15 protein-coding genes are annotated in these 18,760 nt (G+C 44.8%); 14 read left to right on the plus strand and 1 reads right to left on the minus strand.

The genetic code is table 11. The features are described from left to right. Nucleotide 1: 1 nt before the first annotated feature. The 3 genes from ABR189_RS04255 (at nucleotide 2) to ABR189_RS04265 (ending at nucleotide 3,444) form a co-directional block, all read left to right on the plus strand. Nucleotides 2–1,426: a RagB/SusD family nutrient uptake outer membrane protein gene (locus ABR189_RS04255; RefSeq protein WP_354659204.1), complete on the plus strand. Its 1,425-nt coding sequence runs from the start codon at nucleotides 2–4 to the stop codon at nucleotides 1,424–1,426. A gap of 25 nt (nucleotides 1,427–1,451) precedes the next feature. Further along, entirely contained in the window at nucleotides 1,452–2,282 is an 831-nt protein-coding gene (locus ABR189_RS04260; protein ID WP_354659205.1) for a DUF4465 domain-containing protein, read from the plus strand. A 67-nt stretch (nucleotides 2,283–2,349) separates the two neighbouring features. After that, on the plus strand, nucleotides 2,350–3,444 hold the full coding sequence (locus ABR189_RS04265) for a redoxin family protein (protein ID WP_354659206.1): 1,095 nt from the start codon (nucleotides 2,350–2,352) through the stop codon (nucleotides 3,442–3,444). 374 nt (nucleotides 3,445–3,818) lie between these two features. Here the strand turns inward: ABR189_RS04265 and ABR189_RS04270 are convergent, their stop codons facing one another. Further along, nucleotides 3,819–5,117, minus strand: coding sequence for an MFS transporter (locus ABR189_RS04270; RefSeq protein ID WP_354659207.1), 1,299 nt, complete (start codon nucleotides 5,115–5,117; stop codon nucleotides 3,819–3,821). Nucleotides 5,118–5,360: 243 nt separating this feature from the next. On the opposite strand from ABR189_RS04270, the gene ABR189_RS04275 reads away from it, so the two are divergent. From ABR189_RS04275 to ABR189_RS04325, 11 genes are all read left to right on the plus strand, one after another. After that, nucleotides 5,361–5,552, plus strand: a complete 192-nt coding sequence (locus tag ABR189_RS04275; RefSeq protein WP_354659208.1) for a cold-shock protein — start codon at nucleotides 5,361–5,363, stop codon at nucleotides 5,550–5,552. A gap of 221 nt (nucleotides 5,553–5,773) precedes the next feature. Continuing rightward, nucleotides 5,774–7,978, plus strand: a complete 2,205-nt coding sequence (locus ABR189_RS04280; RefSeq protein ID WP_354659209.1) for a helix-turn-helix domain-containing protein — start codon at nucleotides 5,774–5,776, stop codon at nucleotides 7,976–7,978. Between the two features lie 5 nt (nucleotides 7,979–7,983). Further along, entirely contained in the window at nucleotides 7,984–9,006 is a 1,023-nt protein-coding gene (locus ABR189_RS04285) for an LLM class flavin-dependent oxidoreductase (protein ID WP_354659210.1), read from the plus strand. A gap of 89 nt (nucleotides 9,007–9,095) precedes the next feature. After that, a complete protein-coding gene (locus tag ABR189_RS04290; RefSeq protein ID WP_354659211.1) occupies nucleotides 9,096–9,398 on the plus strand; it encodes a hypothetical protein in 303 nt (100 codons plus the stop codon). 244 nt (nucleotides 9,399–9,642) lie between these two features. Next, nucleotides 9,643–10,701, plus strand: coding sequence for an L-rhamnose/proton symporter RhaT (rhaT, locus tag ABR189_RS04295; RefSeq protein ID WP_354659212.1), 1,059 nt, complete (start codon nucleotides 9,643–9,645; stop codon nucleotides 10,699–10,701). A gap of 151 nt (nucleotides 10,702–10,852) precedes the next feature. Next, nucleotides 10,853–12,976 carry a bifunctional aldolase/short-chain dehydrogenase gene (locus tag ABR189_RS04300; protein ID WP_354659213.1) on the plus strand — a complete coding sequence of 708 codons (2,124 nt, stop codon included), beginning with the start codon at nucleotides 10,853–10,855 and terminating at the stop codon, nucleotides 12,974–12,976. Between the two features lie 31 nt (nucleotides 12,977–13,007). Continuing rightward, the gene (locus ABR189_RS04305) at nucleotides 13,008–14,282 is read left to right on the plus strand and encodes a sugar isomerase (RefSeq protein ID WP_354659214.1); all 1,275 of its coding nucleotides are present in this window, start codon (nucleotides 13,008–13,010) and stop codon (nucleotides 14,280–14,282) included. A 210-nt stretch (nucleotides 14,283–14,492) separates the two neighbouring features. Continuing rightward, nucleotides 14,493–15,887: an FGGY-family carbohydrate kinase gene (locus tag ABR189_RS04310; protein WP_354659215.1), complete on the plus strand. Its 1,395-nt coding sequence runs from the start codon at nucleotides 14,493–14,495 to the stop codon at nucleotides 15,885–15,887. A 65-nt stretch (nucleotides 15,888–15,952) separates the two neighbouring features. After that, the gene (locus ABR189_RS04315) at nucleotides 15,953–16,690 is read left to right on the plus strand and encodes a (Fe-S)-binding protein (protein ID WP_354659216.1); all 738 of its coding nucleotides are present in this window, start codon (nucleotides 15,953–15,955) and stop codon (nucleotides 16,688–16,690) included. A gap of 91 nt (nucleotides 16,691–16,781) precedes the next feature. Further along, the gene (locus ABR189_RS04320) at nucleotides 16,782–18,161 is read left to right on the plus strand and encodes a lactate utilization protein B (protein WP_354659217.1); all 1,380 of its coding nucleotides are present in this window, start codon (nucleotides 16,782–16,784) and stop codon (nucleotides 18,159–18,161) included. Next, nucleotides 18,158–18,745 carry a LutC/YkgG family protein gene (locus ABR189_RS04325; RefSeq protein ID WP_354659218.1) on the plus strand — a complete coding sequence of 196 codons (588 nt, stop codon included), beginning with the start codon at nucleotides 18,158–18,160 and terminating at the stop codon, nucleotides 18,743–18,745. Before ABR189_RS04320 ends, ABR189_RS04325 begins: the two co-directional genes overlap by 4 nt. The last annotated feature ends 15 nt before the right edge of the window (nucleotides 18,746–18,760 follow it).

Consider the following 18,760-nt stretch of genomic DNA (forward strand, 5'->3'; position numbering starts at 1 on the left):
TATGAACATGAAAAATATTTACAGACCGGTGTTGGGGGCCCTGCTTTCGTTTTTGGTGTTGCCTTCCTGTAGTACAGATAAGTACCTGGATTTACCTCCTGCACACGCGCTGGTGCCGGAAAATGCAATCCGGGATGAAGCCTCTTCCATTATTGCCCTGAATGGAGTATATTCTTTATTGGCAGGAAATGATTTCGGTGCTTATTACTCTGGTGCTTTTGGCTTTATGTCAGGATATCAGAATAATGCTAACGGACTTACCAGTGTATATTCTTTTTCTACCAAATATGAGGATGCCATTGTAGAAAATACCTGGAAAGCTTCCTATAAAGTAGTGAATGCAGCCAATGTAGTGATAGAAGGGGTCAATAAATTGCCCGGTGAGCTTTTCCAGGGAGATAAGAAAGCAACTATTATTGCAGAAGCGAAATTCCTGCGGGCATTTGCACATTTCAATATCTTCCGGTTTTATGGCCGTTGGTTCGATGCCCAGCGTGACCCTAACAGTGAGTGGGGGATTATTTTGCGCAAGCAATCGTCCGACTTGTCTAATGTAAAGCAACGGCGGAGTTCTGTGGCGGACACCTATCAGTTTATCCTGGACGACCTGGATGCAGCCATTAAGGAAGCGCCGGATTTTATCAGCGGTGTCAGAGCTTCCAGGTTGTCTGCAAAGGTGGTGAAAGCACAGGTGTTACTGAACAGGGGAACAGGTGATGATTATAAAACAGTGTTGACATTATGTGATGAAATCCTGAACAGCGGTAAGCGTAAACTAGAGGGCGATTTTGCAGATGTATTCAAAAAAGCCTGGTCATCCAGCGAACTCATTTTCTCCAGATTTGTAGAACCGAAATATCGCGCTACAGATGGTTACAAAAGCTGGTTCCGGGCGCAAAGCAAACCTGCTGATATATTTTATGACCTCTTGCAGGGAGATCCCCGTTTTAAAGCAACAATTGATACTGTGTTGACGATGGACGACTGGAATACCACCAAATATCCCGCGTTGATAAAAGTAACCGGTAGCAACAAGGAAAAAGAAGAACCCGTTCCTACTTATTTCAGCCGTTTGCCGGAAGTGTATTTCATGAAGGCGGAATGCCTGGCGCGTACAGGTGCTAACATTACAACTGCGATTGCACCTGTAAATATTGTCAGGGCACGTGTAGGGCTACCGGCATTGCAGCCTGCTAATCAACAGGCATTAATGGACGCTATTTATGAAGAACTGGTAAAAGAAATAGGGCTGGAAAACGGAAGTGAATGGTTTGCTTCCCTGCGGTTTACAACACCGGATGGTCGCCAACGGATCTACGGGCAGAAAACTTCCGGTACAGATATCGTGGAAGACAGATTTATCTTCCCGATCCCATTCTCGGAAATTTCATTTAATGATCTCATTAAACAAAACCCCGGTTATTAATAGTCTCATTTTTAATTGACACATGATGAAAAGATCAATAATACGATTAGCATTGAGCGCAGTGGTATTGGGTAGTGCTATCGCCTGCAATAAGGATAAAATTACCGATAATAGCCCTGTAACGGGTACAGATATTACCCTGAATGAACTTACCCTCGACAGGTTTACACATTGGAACAGTGAAGGAAAGGACGGGTTTACTTCCGGCATAGCTCATTTTAAACATAAGTATGATGCGGGAACAAAAAAGTGGTCAGGGTTCACCTATTCCAACCAGAACTACCGCACCTATGTACAGGAAAAAGCAGACCTGGATTCTATCCTCTATAGTGTGTACACGATCCGGCCCAACTACTCAGGTACTTTTGCACTGGCACATGTAGCGGGCGATGATGCTGAGATCAGTTTTGAAAAACCGGTACAGCTGGAACATATTTTAGTAGCCAATTCTACCTATGCATGGAATGCGATGTTAAAGGGGGACACTTCTTTTACCGTGAAAGCTAATCCGGTAACCGGATTGCAGGATACTACCTGGATCTATGCTTATGCTAATGGTGCCGGAAAATTTGGCGGTAAAGATGGCAAGCGGCCCGACTGGTTTAAGCTCACCATCAAAGGGCTGAATGATAAGAATATCGAGCAGGGGATGGTGGAAGTATACCTGGCTGATTTCCGGAGCGATATTATACCCAACAAATTCATTCTGGACGATTGGCTGAATGTAAAGCTGGACAAACTGGGTACTGTAAGTAAAATCAGGTTTTATCTGTCTTCTTCTGATACGGATGATAATGGCGTGATGAAAACACCTGCCTATTTGTGTGTAGACGGATTACGGGTGAAGAACCAATAATAGCTTACTGCCGGGAAGCCCTGTTTCCCGGCACTTTCATAAACCAACACATTAAAAAAGTCTAAACATGCTGCATTTAAAATCAGTTTTACTGGCTGGCGTATTATTATACGGTGGCGGTAAGTACACTATTAACGGAAAGATAGAGGGCGACTTCAACGGAAAGGTTTACCTGTCGGCTGCCGAAGGTTTTACACCGGTAAAAATAGATTCTGCCATCGCGAAAAATGGCAAATTTACTTTTAAAGGAGGCGTAAAAATACCTGACCTGTATTTCATTTCATTGGAAGATAAGAAAGGGCAAATGCTGTTCTTCCTGGAAAATTCCAAACTGAATGTTACCCTGCCTGCAGATAGTGTTTGGAAGGGACAGGTGAAAGGATCTGGCGTACATGACCAGTATGTAAAGTATAACCAGGAAGAAGGTCAGTTTACGGCCAAGCTGGATGAGATTTCCAAAGCCTTAAGAGCATTAAACAAAAATAAAGAAGCCAGTGAGGCCGAGAGAAGTAAGTTGATGGAGGAATACCGTACGGTTAACAAAGCCGATATGGATTATATCAAAAACTATATAGCCGCTAATCCCAAATCGGTACTTACGCCTTTTCTGCTGCAAAGTAAGTACAGCCTGTATCGTTTTACAGAACTGGATTCTGTGGTCAATAACCTGGATAAGTCCGTGATGACTACCAATGGTGCAAAGTATATCACGAATTATATCAGCGTAAAAAAGAAAACAGATGTAGGACAGCCGCTGACGGATTTTGCTTTCCCGGATTCTACAGGTAAAGTGATCGCTTTATCTTCCGTAGTAAAGCAGCATAAGTATGTATTACTGGATTTTTGGGCGTCCTGGTGTGGTCCTTGCCGTGCAGAAATGCCACAGGTAAAAGAAATTTACGCTAAGTATAAAAGTCAGGGCTTCGAAATTTTTGCCGTTTCACTGGATGCAAGTGCAGCGCCCTGGAAAAAAGCGATGCAGGAATTCAATATGCAATGGCCTTCTGTATCTGATCTGAAAGGCTGGAATTGTGAAGCCGGTAAACTGTATGGTGTAACCGGTGTTCCCTATAATGTGCTGATTGACCAGCAGGGTACTATTGTTGCCAAAAACTTACATGGCAACGGTCTGGATGCCAAGCTGAAAGAGCTGTTAAAATAAACCGGTAAACATATACCGTGTTTGCTGAATGGCCTGCTGTAATGGTGGGCCGTTTTTTTTAGCTTTTAGCCTTTAGCTGTTAGCTTAATGCAGCGGATGATCCCGTTTTGCTGAAAAATCCGGACAAGGTACCGAAATGCCCCTTACGCCTACCTTGACCTATGGTTGAAGCATAGTTGGAGCATAGTTAAAGCATAGTTAAAGCATAGATAGAGTATGAAGAGTGCATGAAAGGCTATGAAACAGGATACGGCAAAAAATGCACTATGATGCAATATTTCCCCATAAATAAACAATCTGCCAAAAATTAATCAATATTAAATCATTCGCTGCATTAAGCTAACAGCTAAAGGCTAAAAGCTAAAAGCTAAAAACTAAAGTTTCTCCTTATCCAGAAAAGAAGTGTGTTTGGTGTCTTTAGTTACGATGTATACGATCAGGGAAATGAAGATACAGCCGGTCACATACCAGTAAAACAGGGATTCGTGCCCGATGTTTTTGAAGTAAAGGGCGATATACTCTGCCGAACCGCCAAATACGGCAACGGTGAGCGCATAGGGGAGGCCTACCCCTAATGCCCGTACTTCTGCCGGAAACATTTCCGCTTTCACCACCGCGCAGATGGAGGTATACCCGCTTACGATAATGAGAGCGCTCAGGATCAGCCAGAAAGCACTCCAGGCGGAATTAGTTTGACTGATAGCGGTTAGAATGGGAACTGTCAGTAAGGTGCCCAATACTCCAAAGCCGATAAGTAAGGGTTTACGTCCGTATTTATCTGATAACCAGCCAAATAGCGGCTGCAGGAAAGCATAGATCAGCATCAGGCAAAAAACAACCTGTGTAGCAGTATCCTTGGTCATATGTACGGTATTAACCAGGAATTTCTGCATATAGGTGGTATAGGTATAGAAGGCGAGGGTACCCCCCAGGGTAAGCCCTACTACGGTAATAACTGCCCGCGGATGCTTTTTTATCAATACCATTACAGAACCACGTTTTTCTTTAGACTGGGAAGGTGCCTGAGGGGCAGATTCTTCCATGTGGCGCCGCATATAAAGGGCAAATAAGGCCAGCACAGCACCTATCACAAAAGGGATACGCCATCCCCAATCCTGTAATTGTTCAGGTGTCAGAAACACTTTCTGCAACAACAATTGTATACCCAGGGCTACCAGTTGTCCGCCTATCAGGGTTACGTATTGGAAGCTGGAGTAAAAGCCCCGCCGGTTGGCTGTTGCTACTTCACTCAGGTAGGTAGCGGAGGTGCCGTATTCTCCTCCCACACTTAAACCTTGTAGTAACCGTGCCAGCAGTAACAGTACGGGCGCAGCGATGCCGATGGTATGGTAAGCAGGGGTAAGTGCAATCAGCAGGGAGCCTAATGACATCAGTAATACCGATAAGGTCATGGCTGCTTTGCGGCCGGTACGGTCGGCAATGCGGCCAAACAGCCAGCCGCCTATAGGCCGCATGAGGAAGCCCGCAGCAAATATGGCAGCCGTATTCATGAGTTGTGCGGTACTATTCCCCTCCGGGAAAAATACAGGCGCAAAGTAAAGTGCAAAGGCGGTATAGGCATACCAGTCGTACCATTCCACCAGGTTACCGATAGATCCCATGAAAATGGCCTTGATCCGCCATTTATTACTGTGTACAGTGCTGTTTGTCATATGCTGGCTGATAAAAGAGGCTGCAAAATAGCCATGTATTCCGTTTTTTTAACTTTTATTAGGTTTTTCCAAATTTAGTATTACCTTTAATTACTTCTTAAGAAGGATTGTATCTCAATCTGTATGTAATTTTCCTCTTTTACATCCTCACTGTTTTTACATTTTTCTTGAAAGTCAGACTGAAATAACTATTTAACAAGGATAGCAGTTTGTTTAAAATGTTCACAATTAATAATTAATATAATGCAAACAGGAGTAGTGAAATTTTTTAATGAAGCAAAAGGATTTGGATTCATTAAAATAGATGAAACCGGTCAGGAAATTTTTGTTCATATTTCCGGCGTTAAAGAAAACATCGGTGAAAATGACAAAGTTGTTTTCGACGTTGAAAGAGGTAAAAAAGGTTTAAACGCGGTAAACGTTAGACTGGCATAACTATTATTATAATGCCATTACGCTCGTTACTTTATTAACAAAGAATACATTCAGTAAGGCTGATAAAATAGTTACGAACAAGTCCGAAAGGATTTCAAAAGCTGTACCATCACTGGTACAGCTTTTCTTTTTTAATACGTAGGATGACGGGGCCGGCAGCGTGTTCCCTTTGGCTGCTCCCTGATCTTTTTGTATCTTCGCTCTTTTAATTTTTTCGCAGTATGCCCCAACCGGATAATACAAATACCATCTTTCACCTGGCGGCAGATTTTATAAACCATACTAACCGCCATATCTTCCTGACCGGTAAAGCGGGCACAGGGAAAACTACTTTCCTCAAATACATTAAAGAGCATACCCGCAAAAATACAGTGGTAATCGCACCTACCGGTGTAGCTGCAATTAACGCTGGCGGCGTAACGATGCACTCGTTTTTCCAGCTGCCTTTTGGGCCTTTTATTCCTGGTACCAAACGGGGCTTTTCAGGAGATAATACCACCGATAAACATACCTTATTCCGGAATATCCGTTTCACCAGTGACAAGAAAGCCCTTTTGCAGGAAATGGAACTGCTCATCATTGATGAAGTGAGTATGGTACGCTGTGATATGCTGGATGCCATGGACCAGATCCTCCGTTACTTCCGCAATAAACCATTATTGCCTTTTGGCGGGGTACAGGTATTGTACATCGGAGATCTTTTCCAGTTGCCTCCTGTAGTGCCTGAAGCAGAATGGCAGATCTTACGTGAATATTATAACAGCGGATTCTTTTTTGATGCAAAGGTGGTAGAACAGGTACCACCACTGTATATTGAACTGAAGAAGATCTACCGGCAAAATGAAGCTGAATTTATTGAGGTATTGAACCGGGTCAGGAATAGTGAAATAACTGCAGAAGACCTACAGGTTTTGAACCGCCGTTATCATCCGCAGTTTACAGGAGAAGGCGGGCAGTTCATTGTACTTACCACTCATAACCGGAAAGCAGATGAAATCAACGCCGGCAGACTGGCGGCGATGCCGGGGCCTGTCTATAAATTTGAAGGAAAGATAGACGGAGAATTCAGTGATAAAGCGTTGCCTACGGAAATGGTGCTGCAATTAAAACCAGGTGCGCAGGTGATGTTCCTGAAAAATGATATTGCAGAACCACGCCGTTATTATAACGGTAAAATTACAACGGTAAAAAGTATCAATGACAGCCAGATATCTGTAATACTGGCCGACTCCAACGAAGAGCTTTTTCTGGAAAAAGAAACCTGGCGGAATATCCGTTATACTTTTAATAAAGAAAATGATAGCATAGAAGAAGAAGAGCTGGGCAGCTTTACCCAGTTCCCGATACGCCTGGCCTGGGCGATTACCATCCATAAAAGCCAGGGGCTCACTTTTGAAAAAGCCATTATTGATGCAGGGTATGCTTTTGCACCGGGACAGGTATATGTGGCATTGAGCCGGTGTACCTCACTGGAAGGACTGGTATTGCATTCCAGGATCAACTTCAGCAGCATAAAAACCGATTTGCAGGTAATGGATTTTGCACAAAAAGAAACAGCTGCAAATGAGTTGGTCGTATTGCTGGAAATAGAGCGGAAAGTTTTCTGGGCTGGGAGCATGTTGCGCGTATTTGACTGGTACCGGCTGCAAACTACGTTACGTAGTCATATGGCCTGGTTGCAGGATAGAAAGCTGCCGGACCTGGATGGGCCGCTGCAATTGAGCCGCCAGCTGATTGGTAAAGCGGAAGAAATGCAGGAAGTAAGTACCCGTTTTTGCCAGCAGTTACAAACATTGCTTGATAATGCGGTGCAAACCGGCGAACCCGGCCTGATGGAGCATCGGGTAAGCAAAGCCATCGCTTATTTTACAGAAGCTATTTACGAAGGACTGATCCGGCCTTTAAGACAACATGCTGCTGGTATCAAGCCAGACGCAAAATGGAAAAAATACCTGGCGCAGCTGAGTGGATTAGAAGGCGATTTTTGGGCTAAGCTGCAGTCGATCTGGGAGGCTTCCTATGGTGATATGACTTTTAATAAAGGGCTGAAAGATTATAGCTTATTGCGCGAAGAAGTTGCAAAAGTATTGCCTCCGCCGGCTAAAAAGAAAAAGGCGGAAGTGGGCAGCAGCCGGAAAGGAACACTGGAACTGTTTTTGGGCGGTAAGAGCCTGAAGGAAATAGCGGCTTTACGCCAACTGGCAGAAAGTACCATTGAGAGCCACCTGATGCAGTGCGTAAATGCAGGTGAACTGGAATTGGAACGTTTTGTTTCTAAAGAAAAAATAAACATCATCCTGCCTCATATAAAAGAGCTGGGCGCTACAGCTGCCGGGCCGGTAAAAGAACGGCTGGGAGCAGTCGCCAGTTATGCAGAGATCAGAGCTGTACAACAACATTATATGAGGACCAGCGAGGTAAAATAAATCATATGGCTAGTGGTAAATTAAAGCTGAGTGTACTGGATCAGTCACCCATCAGAAAAGGAAGTAATGCAGTAGAAGCCTTGAAAGAAAGTGTGCAACTGGCAAAGTTGACAGATACACTGGGATATACCCGTTACTGGTTATCCGAACATCATAATACCCGAAGTCTGGCAGGTGCTTCACCTGAAATACTGATAGCCCGTCTGGCGGGAGAAACAAAGCACCTCCGTGTTGGTTCCGGTGGGGTTATGCTGCCTAATCACAGTACCCTGAAAGTAGCAGAAAACTTCCGCTTGCTGGAAGCATTATTTCCGGGACGAATAGACCTGGGGATTGGTCGCGCACCCGGCGGAGACCGGCTCACATCGCATGTGCTGAACCCTTCCAATACCTTTAATCCCAGCGACTTTGTACAACAGGTAAAAGATCTGGAAGCATACCTAACGGATACGGTTACACCTGGTTCGGTACATGAAAAAGTAAAGGCAATTCCTCATATTGATACAGTGCCTGATTTGTGGATGCTGACCTCCAGCGGAGAAAGTGGATTGTTGGCGGCACATTTTGGAATGGCCTTGTCATTTGCGCATTTTATCTATCCGGTGGGTGGGCCCAAAGCGGTACAGGCTTACCGGCAACAATTCAGGCCTTCTGAAAGACTGGCACATCCCCAGGCCAGTGTGGGGATCTTCGTTTTTTGTGCAGATACCCAGGAAAAGGCGGAAGAACTGCAGGCAGTCATGGATTTCCGCCTGCTGAGCCTGGAAAAAGGCCTGGCGGACAGGCAGTTCTCTTATGAAGATATTAAAGGATATGCCTATACGCCTGCTGAACTGGAAAGGGTAGCAGCTAACCGGGGCCGTATGGTAGCCGGTACACCGGAGCATGTGAAAGACCGGCTGGAACACCTGGCGGCAGCTTATCAGGTAGATGAAATCGTAATAGCTACGATTACCGACCAACTGGCAGACAGATTACATTCCTATGAACTGCTGGCCACTGCATTTGACCTGGAAAGAAAAGCATAAGTTACGTATTTATTCCTTTTAATATTGAAATTATTATATATTTGTTAGCGTAGGAACAATGCCGATAGGTAAATACTAATTACAATGCTATGCCTGCTGGAAAACCCACCGGAAAAGTCAGGGAAATTGACAAAGCACGATTGAAGTTCTGGAAAGAAGCATATCCAAAGTTTTCCTTTGAGGAAAAGGTGAGCCATTGGGCGGGTACCTTACTACGGCGTATGCGCTGGAACGCCGATAGCGGCGCAGATGAATATGCTATATTTACCGCTAAATGGTATGCTGCTACGAAAGCGGATGAACCGGAAATAGACCGGATCATGGACAGCATATTTGAAAATCACTGGAAAGATGGCAACCGCGAAGAATACGGGAAGCGTATCCGTTTATAACCCCTGCATTCAAATCATCCGCTTAACAACCGTATTTAATACGCCTGTTCCCCGTTATTATTACCCCGGAAAAATATCTCCATCCAATAGGTAGGCATAGGATAGTTGCCTGTTACCCATTAACTACATTTGAGCAGGTAATGAATCTGTTAGCTGCACATGGCCTGAAACTTTTAAGTGACTTGCCCGGCCGTTAAAATGTACTTACCGGTTATGAACTGATACCATTTAATTCCACACAAGTATGCAAGCAATTTTAGGCGTCATTTTTCATTTTATCGGTGGCTTTGCTTCCGGCAGTTTTTACATCCCTTTTAAGAAAGTTAAAAACTGGGCCTGGGAAAGTTATTGGATAGTAGGCGGATTCTTTTCCTGGCTGATTGTTCCTTTTCTGGCAGCATGGATTACGGTTCCCGATTTTTTAAAGATTATTGGTCAAACAGAAAGTGAAACCCTTTTCTGGACTTATTTCATGGGGGTATTATGGGGTATCGGAGGACTTACCTTCGGCCTGGCGATGAGATACCTGGGTATGTCACTGGGGATGTCTGTAGCCCTGGGTTACACGTCTGCTTTTGGGGCATTGATTCCACCTATTTACCGTGACCTGTTTACCAGTAATACGGAACATACATTTACCGCAATGCTGCATAGCAACAGTGGCCTGATGGTACTGGCCGGCGTGGCAGTATGTTTATTGGGTATTGCGATCTGCGGAAAAGCAGGTGTGATGAAAGAAAGAGAACTGTCTGATGAACAAAAGAAGGAAGGAATACAGGAATTTAATTTATCAAAAGGGCTGATCGTAGCTACTATTTCCGGTATCCTGAGTGCCTGTTTCAATTTTGGTATCGAAGCCGGAAAACCAATGGCAGCAGTGGCTGTAGAAATGGGAGGAAACCCTTTATTCCAGAACAATGTGATCTTTGTGGTGTTGTTATGGGGAGGACTTACCACCAACCTGCTGTGGTGTGTACTGCTGAATATCCGCAATAAGAGCTTTGGAGATTACACCAATAAGAAAACCCCACTGGTAGGAAACTATTTCTTTGCCGCGCTGGCAGGTACTACCTGGTTTTTTCAGTTTTTCTTTTATGGTATGGGAGAAAGTAAGCTGGGCAATGGCGCCAGCTCCTGGATCCTGCATATGGCATTTATCATTCTCATCTCCAGTCTGTGGGGCTTTACCTTGCGGGAGTGGAAAGGAGTAAGCAAGGCTACATTTAAAACCATTCTGGCCGGTGTGCTTGTCATTATGCTGTCTGTAATGCTGGTGGGCTATGGCAACTCGCTGAATGATTAATGGGTGATATGCAGTGTAAAGCTGCAGCATCAGATAGAAGTAGTATATACATCATGTAACAACAGGCTTAAAGCTTTATTAGAAAGTTTTCGGCTTATCAGATACAATTGGCTTAAGTGCCGACTATTATTAAAAAATATAACACAATCATATGTCTGTTTCAGCATCTACAAATTTCAAGCACGTAAGCTATTTATGGGATGAGGCTAAAGCGGCTGCACTGGCCGGTGATGAGGTAGCCTTGTTGATTTACAGGTCTAATTTACTGGGAGCAGATTTGCGGCTCACCAACTATGGTGGCGGTAATACTTCATGTAAGGCAATGGCCAAAGATCCCCTCACAGGAGAAAGTACAGAAGTAATGTGGGTAAAAGGTTCCGGTGGTGACCTGGGTACCCTGAAAAGGAACGGCCTGGCTGCTTTGTATGTAGACCGGTTGCGTAGCCTTACCAACGTATACCGTGGGGTAGCGTATGAAGATGAAATGGTGGAATTATTCAACCATTGCATTTTTGACCTGGCATCCCGTGCACCGTCTATTGACACGCCTTTACATGGTTTCCTTCCATTTAAACATATTGATCATTTACATCCGGATGCAGCTATTGCTATTGCCGCTGCTAAAGACGGCAAGCAGATTACACAGGAACTGTTCAAAGGAAAAATAGGTTGGGTAGAATGGCAACGCCCCGGTTTTGATCTGGGACTGAAACTAAAACAATGCCTGGATGAAAATCCTGGTATCCGCGGTATTATGCTCGGATCACATGGTTTGTTTACCTGGGGGGATACGGCTTACGAAAGCTATATCAACACACTGGAAGTAATTGAAGCCTGTGCGGAATACCTGGAGAAGAACTACGGAAAGAAACGTCCTGTTTTTGGTGGTGCACAAATGATTGCATCTCCCAAGGAGGTACGTTTAAAACAGGCCGCTGCACTTGCTCCGGTATTGCGTGGTCTTTGTTCCGGTACTACCCACATGGTGGGACATTTTACAGACGATGACCGCGTATTGGAATTCATCAATTCAAATGATCTGGACAGGCTGGCACCATTGGGAACAAGTTGTCCTGACCACTTCCTGCGTACTAAAATCAGTCCGCTGGTTATCAGCCTGCAGCCTGATGAAGACCTGGAAGATGCAAAGGCAGTAAGGGCCAAACTGGTACCTGAATTTGAGGCTTACCGCAAGATGTATGCAGACTATTACAATGCCTGCAAACACCCGAACAGCCCTGCCATGCGCGATGCTAACCCGGTAGTAATACTGTACCGCGGTATTGGTATGTTTACGTTTGCCAAAGACAAACAAACAGCCAGAGTAGCGGCAGAGTTTTATATCAATGCGATTAATGTAATGAAAGGTGCAGAAGCGATATCTGAGTATACCTCTCTGCCCAGACAAGAAGCATTTAATATAGAATACTGGTTGCTGGAAGAAGCTAAACTGCAACGTATGCCTAAGCCTAAAGCATTATCCGGCCGCGTGGCATTGGTTACCGGCAGCGCAGGTGGTATCGGTAAAGCTATTGCCCGCAAATTTGCAGATGAAGGTGCTTGCGTAATTATCAATGATAATGATGCTGATCGCCTGGCGGCTGCAAAGGCGGACCTGGATCAGTATTATAGCAAAGATGTGTTTGCTACCGCCCTGTTGGATGTTACCAGCATGGAAGCGATCACCAACGCTTATAATGTTACCAGCTTGGCTTTTGGAGGAGTGGATATTGTAGTGAATTGCGCCGGACTTTCCATTTCAAAACCATTGGAAGATCATACAGAAAATGACTGGGACCTGCTGTACAATGTACTGGTAAAAGGGCAGTTTATGGTAACACAGCAAGGGGTTAAAGTAATGCGTAAACAGGGTACCGGTGGGGATGTGATCAATATTGTGAGCAAGAACGCACTGGTATCAGGTCCAAACAATGCCGGATATGGTTCCGCCAAGGCAGCTCAGATGCACCTGAGCCGTTTGAATGCTGCAGAACTGGGAGCAGACCATATACGGGTAAACGTAGTGAACCCTGATGCGGTGATTGCAGATAGTAAAATCTGGGCAGGTGCCTGGGCAGAAGGACGTGCCAAGGCATACGGCATCAAAGTGGAAGAATTGCCTGCATACTATGCAAAACGCACCCTCTTGAACCAGATCATTTTACCGGAAGATATTGCAAACGCCTGTTTCGTTTTTGTAGGCGGGTTGCTGAATAAGTCTACCGGTAATGTAATGAATGTAGATGGAGGGGTCGCCACTGCATTTGTAAGATAATTTGTACTTTACTTTTCTCAAGAACCATGTTATGAAAATAGAACAGTATCAGATAGCGGAATATAATAACAGCCTGCTAAAAGCGCAGGAACGTAACTACTCGTTTGTTGCGGAAAAGGTGAACAACGTGTCGGCAGTATTAAAGCTGTTGCAGGAGTTCCAGGTAGCTATTCCAAGTTGGGCACTGGGTACCGGTGGCACACGCTTTGGCAGGTTTTCCGGTGCAGGTGAGCCCAGAAGCCTGGAAGAAAAAATAGAAGATGTGGGCATGCTGCATGCGCTGAATCAATCCAGTGGCGCTATTTCGCTGCATATTCCCTGGGATATTCCTGATAATGCCGCTGCTATGAAAGCATTGGCAGCGCAGCACAACCTGCGCTTTGACGCCATGAACTCAAATACCTTCCAGGATCAGCCGGGGCAGGCAGTGAGTTATAAATATGGTTCTCTGCAACATACAGATAAAGCAGTACGGAAGCAGGCGATTGAACATAATATCGAAGTAATAAAATATGGAGAAGCATTAGGATCTGATGCACTCAGCGTTTGGCTGGCGGATGGTTCCTGCTTTCCTGGCCAGCTGAATTTCAGAGGCGCTTTTCAACGTACGCTGGAAAGCCTGCAGGAAATCTATAGCGCATTACCGGATCATTGGAAAGTTTGGGTAGAGTACAAAGCTTTTGAACCTAATTTCTATTCCACTACAGTAGGGGACTGGGGCCAGTCGCTGTTATTTACCAGTAAACTGGGGCCTAAGGCTTATACATTGGTAGACCTGGGCCATCATCTGCCTAATGCCAATATTGAGCAGATTGTGTCGCTTTTACTCATGGAAGGTAAACTGGCAGGTTTCCATTTTAATGACTCCAAATATGGAGATGATGACCTGACAGTAGGTAGCATCAACCCTTACCAGTTATTCCTTATTTTCAATGAGCTGGTAGATGGGATGAATGCACGCGGGATGAATCACGCCACCGATCTGGGCTGGATGATTGATGCCTCCCATAATGTAAAAGATCCGCTGGAAGATCTCCTGCAGTCTGTAGAAGCTATCATGATAGCGTATGCACAGGCATTGCTGGTAGATACCAAAGCACTGAGTGCTGCGCAACAATCCAACGATGTTGTGGCTGCACAGGAAATATTGCAGCAGGCATACCGTACAGACGTACGCCCGCTGGTAGCACAGGCACGTATGCTGGCAGGTGGTGCTTTAGATCCGTTAGGCATGTACCGCCAACAGAAAGTAAGAGAAAATCTAATTAAAGAAAGAGGCAGTAAAACCGTAGCAACGGGACTGTAAAAAATAGCTTTTAGCTGTTGGCTGTTAGCCACGTAATAAATAGCGATCGTTAACGGTCAACAGTTAAAAGTTTAATAATAATGGTTGTTTTCAATAAGCTGTGATTATGTATACATGGCTAAAGCAAAAAACAAGAATACTATCCTTTAGCCGCTGATCATGCAATACCGTAGCTAACAGCTAACAGCCAAAAGCTAAAAGCTCAAGAATATGTCCTCCTCCGTAATAGCCGTCTTTGATATTGGAAAAACAAACAAGAAAGTATTTCTGATTGATGAGCATTACAAAATAGTGTATGAGAAATCCGCACAGTTTGCAGAAACGACGGATGAAGATGGAGATGCCTGTGAAGACATCGCATTGTTAACTACATGGATGCGGCAAAGCCTGCATGAAATACTGCAGTTGCCAGGGTTTGAGGTGAAAGCCATGAATTTTTCGACCTATGGTGCCAGCTTTGTGCACATCAATGGAGCAGGGGAAGTAATTGCTCCCTTGTACAATTACCTGAAGCCTTACCCTAAGGCACTGCAACAAACATTCTATAATACTTATGGTGGAGAGGTAGCGGTATCTGCGGCTACAGCTTCCCCGGTATTGGGGCATCTTAATTCAGGTATGCTCTTATACCGGCTTAAATATGAACATCCCCGGTTATATGAAGCCATTCATTACTCGCTTCATTTACCGCAATATATTAGTTATCTGATCACAGGTCAGGTATATAGTGACATTACAAGTATCGGTTGTCATACCCAGCTATGGGATTTTTCCCGTCAGCAATATCATACGTGGGTGCAGCAGGAGGGGATATCAGAGAAACTGGCGCCCATCTTTCCGTCAAATGAAGTTGTTCAGGTGTCGCTCAACGGGCGTACTTATCCTACAGGTATAGGCCTGCACGATAGTTCTGCTGCATTGATTCCGTACCTGGCTAATTTTTCTGAGCCTTTTGTGCTTATTTCCACTGGTACCTGGTGTATCACGCTGAATCCATTTAATCAAACACCACTTACATCAGCAGAGCTGCAACAGGACTGTTTGTGTTATCTGGAATATCATGGTAAGCCGGTTAAAGCCTCCCGTTTGTTTGCCGGGAATGAACATGAACAGCAAACCAAAAAACTGGCGGAATATTTTAATGTACCGCTTGACTTTTATAAAACGGTTGAATTTGACCCTGCTATTGTAAGCCGGTTGCAGAAAGCCCAGCTTATTAATAATACTTCGATTGCTAATACTGATACTAATTTGCTTTTTTTTAAAAGCTTGGATCCCAGTCAATTTGCCTCATATGAAGATGCATACCACCAATTGCTCCTGAATATCATTGTAGCGCAAAAATACTCCACGGGATTGGTTCTTGACAATACCAATGTGAAGCGTATTTTTGTAGACGGAGGTTTTAGTAAAAACCCGGTATTCATGCACCTGCTGGCTGCAGCTTTTCCGGGAATGGAAGTGTATGCCGCTTCAGTGGCGCAGGCTACCGCTATTGGTGCTGCACTGGCTATACATAAGCATTGGAATCATTTGCCTTTACCTGGTGATCTGGTTGCGTTAAAATACTATGTATCTGCAGCGGTTACAGAAGAGGAATATTAGATGAAGGAACAAACAGGGATACCGGGTACGAAGCGGTACCAGGTATCATGCTAAATTTTAGGTTCATGAAAGTTGGATTGTTTATTCCATGTTACATTGATCAGTTTTATCCGCAGGTAGGTATCGCCACATTGGAATTGCTGCAGAAATTAGGTTGCGAGGTGGAATATCCGCAAGGACAAACATGCTGCGGGCAACCTATGGCTAATTCGGGCTTTGAACATCTTACGCACGGCTGTAATGAGCTGTTTATTAAAAATTTTGCTGCCTACGATTATATTGTAGGCCCTTCCGGTAGTTGTGTACTCCATATTAAGGATCACTTGCATGATCCTCATCAGGAACCGGCAGCACAATCTATCCGTAATAATATATATGAACTGGTAGAATTCCTCACAGATGTATTGCAGGTAAAAACACTGCCTGCGAAATTTCCTTATAAAGTGGGAGTGCACCAGAGCTGTCATGGTCAGCGTGGGTTAGGACTTTCTCAGATGAGCGAGTTGGTGGCAGCACCTTTTTCCAAGCCCATGCAATTATTGAATCTTGTAGAAGGCCTGGAAGTGATTCCACTGGACAGAACAGACGAATGTTGCGGCTTCGGGGGTACTTTTTGTGTATTCGAGGAAGTGGTATCTGTTAAGATGGGAAAAGACCGCATCTCTGATCATGTGAAGCATGGGGCAGAAGTAATTACCGGTAATGATGTGAGTTGCCTGATGCACCTGGAAGGTATCCTGCGCCGGCAAAAAAGTCCGATAAAGGTGATGCATATCGCAGAAATACTGAATCAAAGCATCTGAGGAGAACGAAAGTACAGTGGATGTGACCATCTTCAGTAAAACACATTCAGCGAAAGGCTAACTGCCAACAGCTAACTGCTAAAAAATTAAGATGAACCATACAATACAAGACCATTCTTCGTTAGCAGATCATTTTAATGAGAACGAGCCTCGTGTTAACTGGCACGATGAAACGTTATGGTGGGTGCGTCAGAAACGTGACCGTATGGCCTGGAGTATTCCGGAGTGGGAAGCATTACGGGAGGCCGCCTCACAAATCAAGAATAATGTGCTGGGCAACCTGCATGGATATCTGGAGGAGTTTGAACGGAATGCACAACAGAATGGTGCAGTGGTGCATTGGGCAGCAGATGCAGCAGAGCATAACCGGATCGTGCTGGAATTATTAAAACAACATGGTGTGAAACGCATGGTAAAAAGTAAATCCATGCTCACAGAAGAGTGCCACCTGAATCCTTACCTCGCAGAAAACGGAATTGAAGTAATTGATACTGATCTGGGAGAGCGTATTGTGCAGCTGGCTAAAGAGCCGCCCAGTCATATTGTGCTCCCCTGTATTCATAAAAAGAAGGAAGAGATAGGAGAGTTGTTTCATGAACATTTGGGAACACCTGCTGGCAATGCAGATCCTCAATTCCTGACTGCCGCCGCCAGGCAGCATCTCCGCAAAGAATTTTTGCAATCAAATGCAGCTATAACAGGGGTTAATTTTGCAGTAGCTTCCACCGGTGAAATGGTTATATGTACCAATGAAGGGAATGCCGATATGGGGGCGCACCTGGCAGACATACATATTGCCTGTATGGGGATTGAAAAGATTGTTCCGCAGCGGCATCATCTGGGCGTATTTTTACGTTTGCTGGCGCGCAGTGCTACCGGACAGCCCATCACTACCTATTCCAGTCATTTCCGTCAGCCCCGAAAAGGGCAGCAGTTGCACATCGTATTGGTAGATAACGGCCGGACCAAACAACTGGGCCGGGAAGATTTTCGTAATTCCCTTAAATGTATACGGTGTGCTGCCTGTATGAATACCTGCCCGGTATACCGGCGCAGTGGCGGGCATAGTTATCATAATGCCATTGCAGGTCCGATAGGATCTATCCTGGCACCCAATCTGGATATGAGAGAGTATGCCGACTTACCCTTTGCTTCTACTTTATGCGGCTCCTGTTCCAATGTATGCCCGGTGAAAATTGATATTCACCAGCAGCTTTACAAGTGGCGGCAGGTATTGGTGAAGGAAGGCTATACTGCCACCTCCAAAAAAGTGGGTATGAAAATGATGAATACCGTATTATCAAGTCCCGGAACCTATAAAACAGCAGGGAAAATGGGACGATGGGTATTGCGGGCATTTCCGGGAATGGTAAATAATAAACTAAACCCCTGGTATAAACAACGGGAGATGCCGGAAGCCCCTAAAACATCTTTTGCAGATTGGTATAAAAAAAATAAAGGATCCAAATGAGCAGCAGGGAACAAATACTGGCCGCAGTAAAAGCAAATCAACCAGCAGCAACAGCATTACCATCACTGGCAGGTTTTGACATGACTACACCAGGTGAGCTGTCCGCTTTCCGGAAAGTGGTGGAAGGCTTGGGAGCTATCTTGTTTGAAATACCTGACTATACTGCTATAGCGCCTTTGCTCAGGGAGCATTACCCACATATTGAGCGGGTGATAGCAGTAGACCCTGCTTATTATCCGGTGAATGATCAGGAGGAGTGGCAAACTACGGATGCACATGCGCTGGAAAATGTAGATATGGCCATTATTCCCGGGCAATGGGGAGTGGCTGAAAATGGAGCAATATGGATGGAAGAACAGGACATGAAAGTGAGAGTACTCCCTTTTATCTGTCAGCACCTGGCCATTGTATTATCCAAACATAATCTGGTGGCCACCATGCACCAGGTATATGAAAAAATAGGTGGCCCCAATACCGGTTTTGGTGTGTTTATAGCCGGCCCTTCCAAAACAGCGGATATAGAGCAATCACTGGTACTGGGCGCACATGGCGCCAAGAGCCTTGCTATATTTGTGGTAGGATAGTCTTTTTCAGGACTG

Origin of the sequence: Chitinophaga sp. H8, assembly GCF_040567655.1 — a bacterium.
Taxonomy (GTDB): Bacteria; Bacteroidota; Bacteroidia; order Chitinophagales; family Chitinophagaceae; genus Chitinophaga; species Chitinophaga defluvii.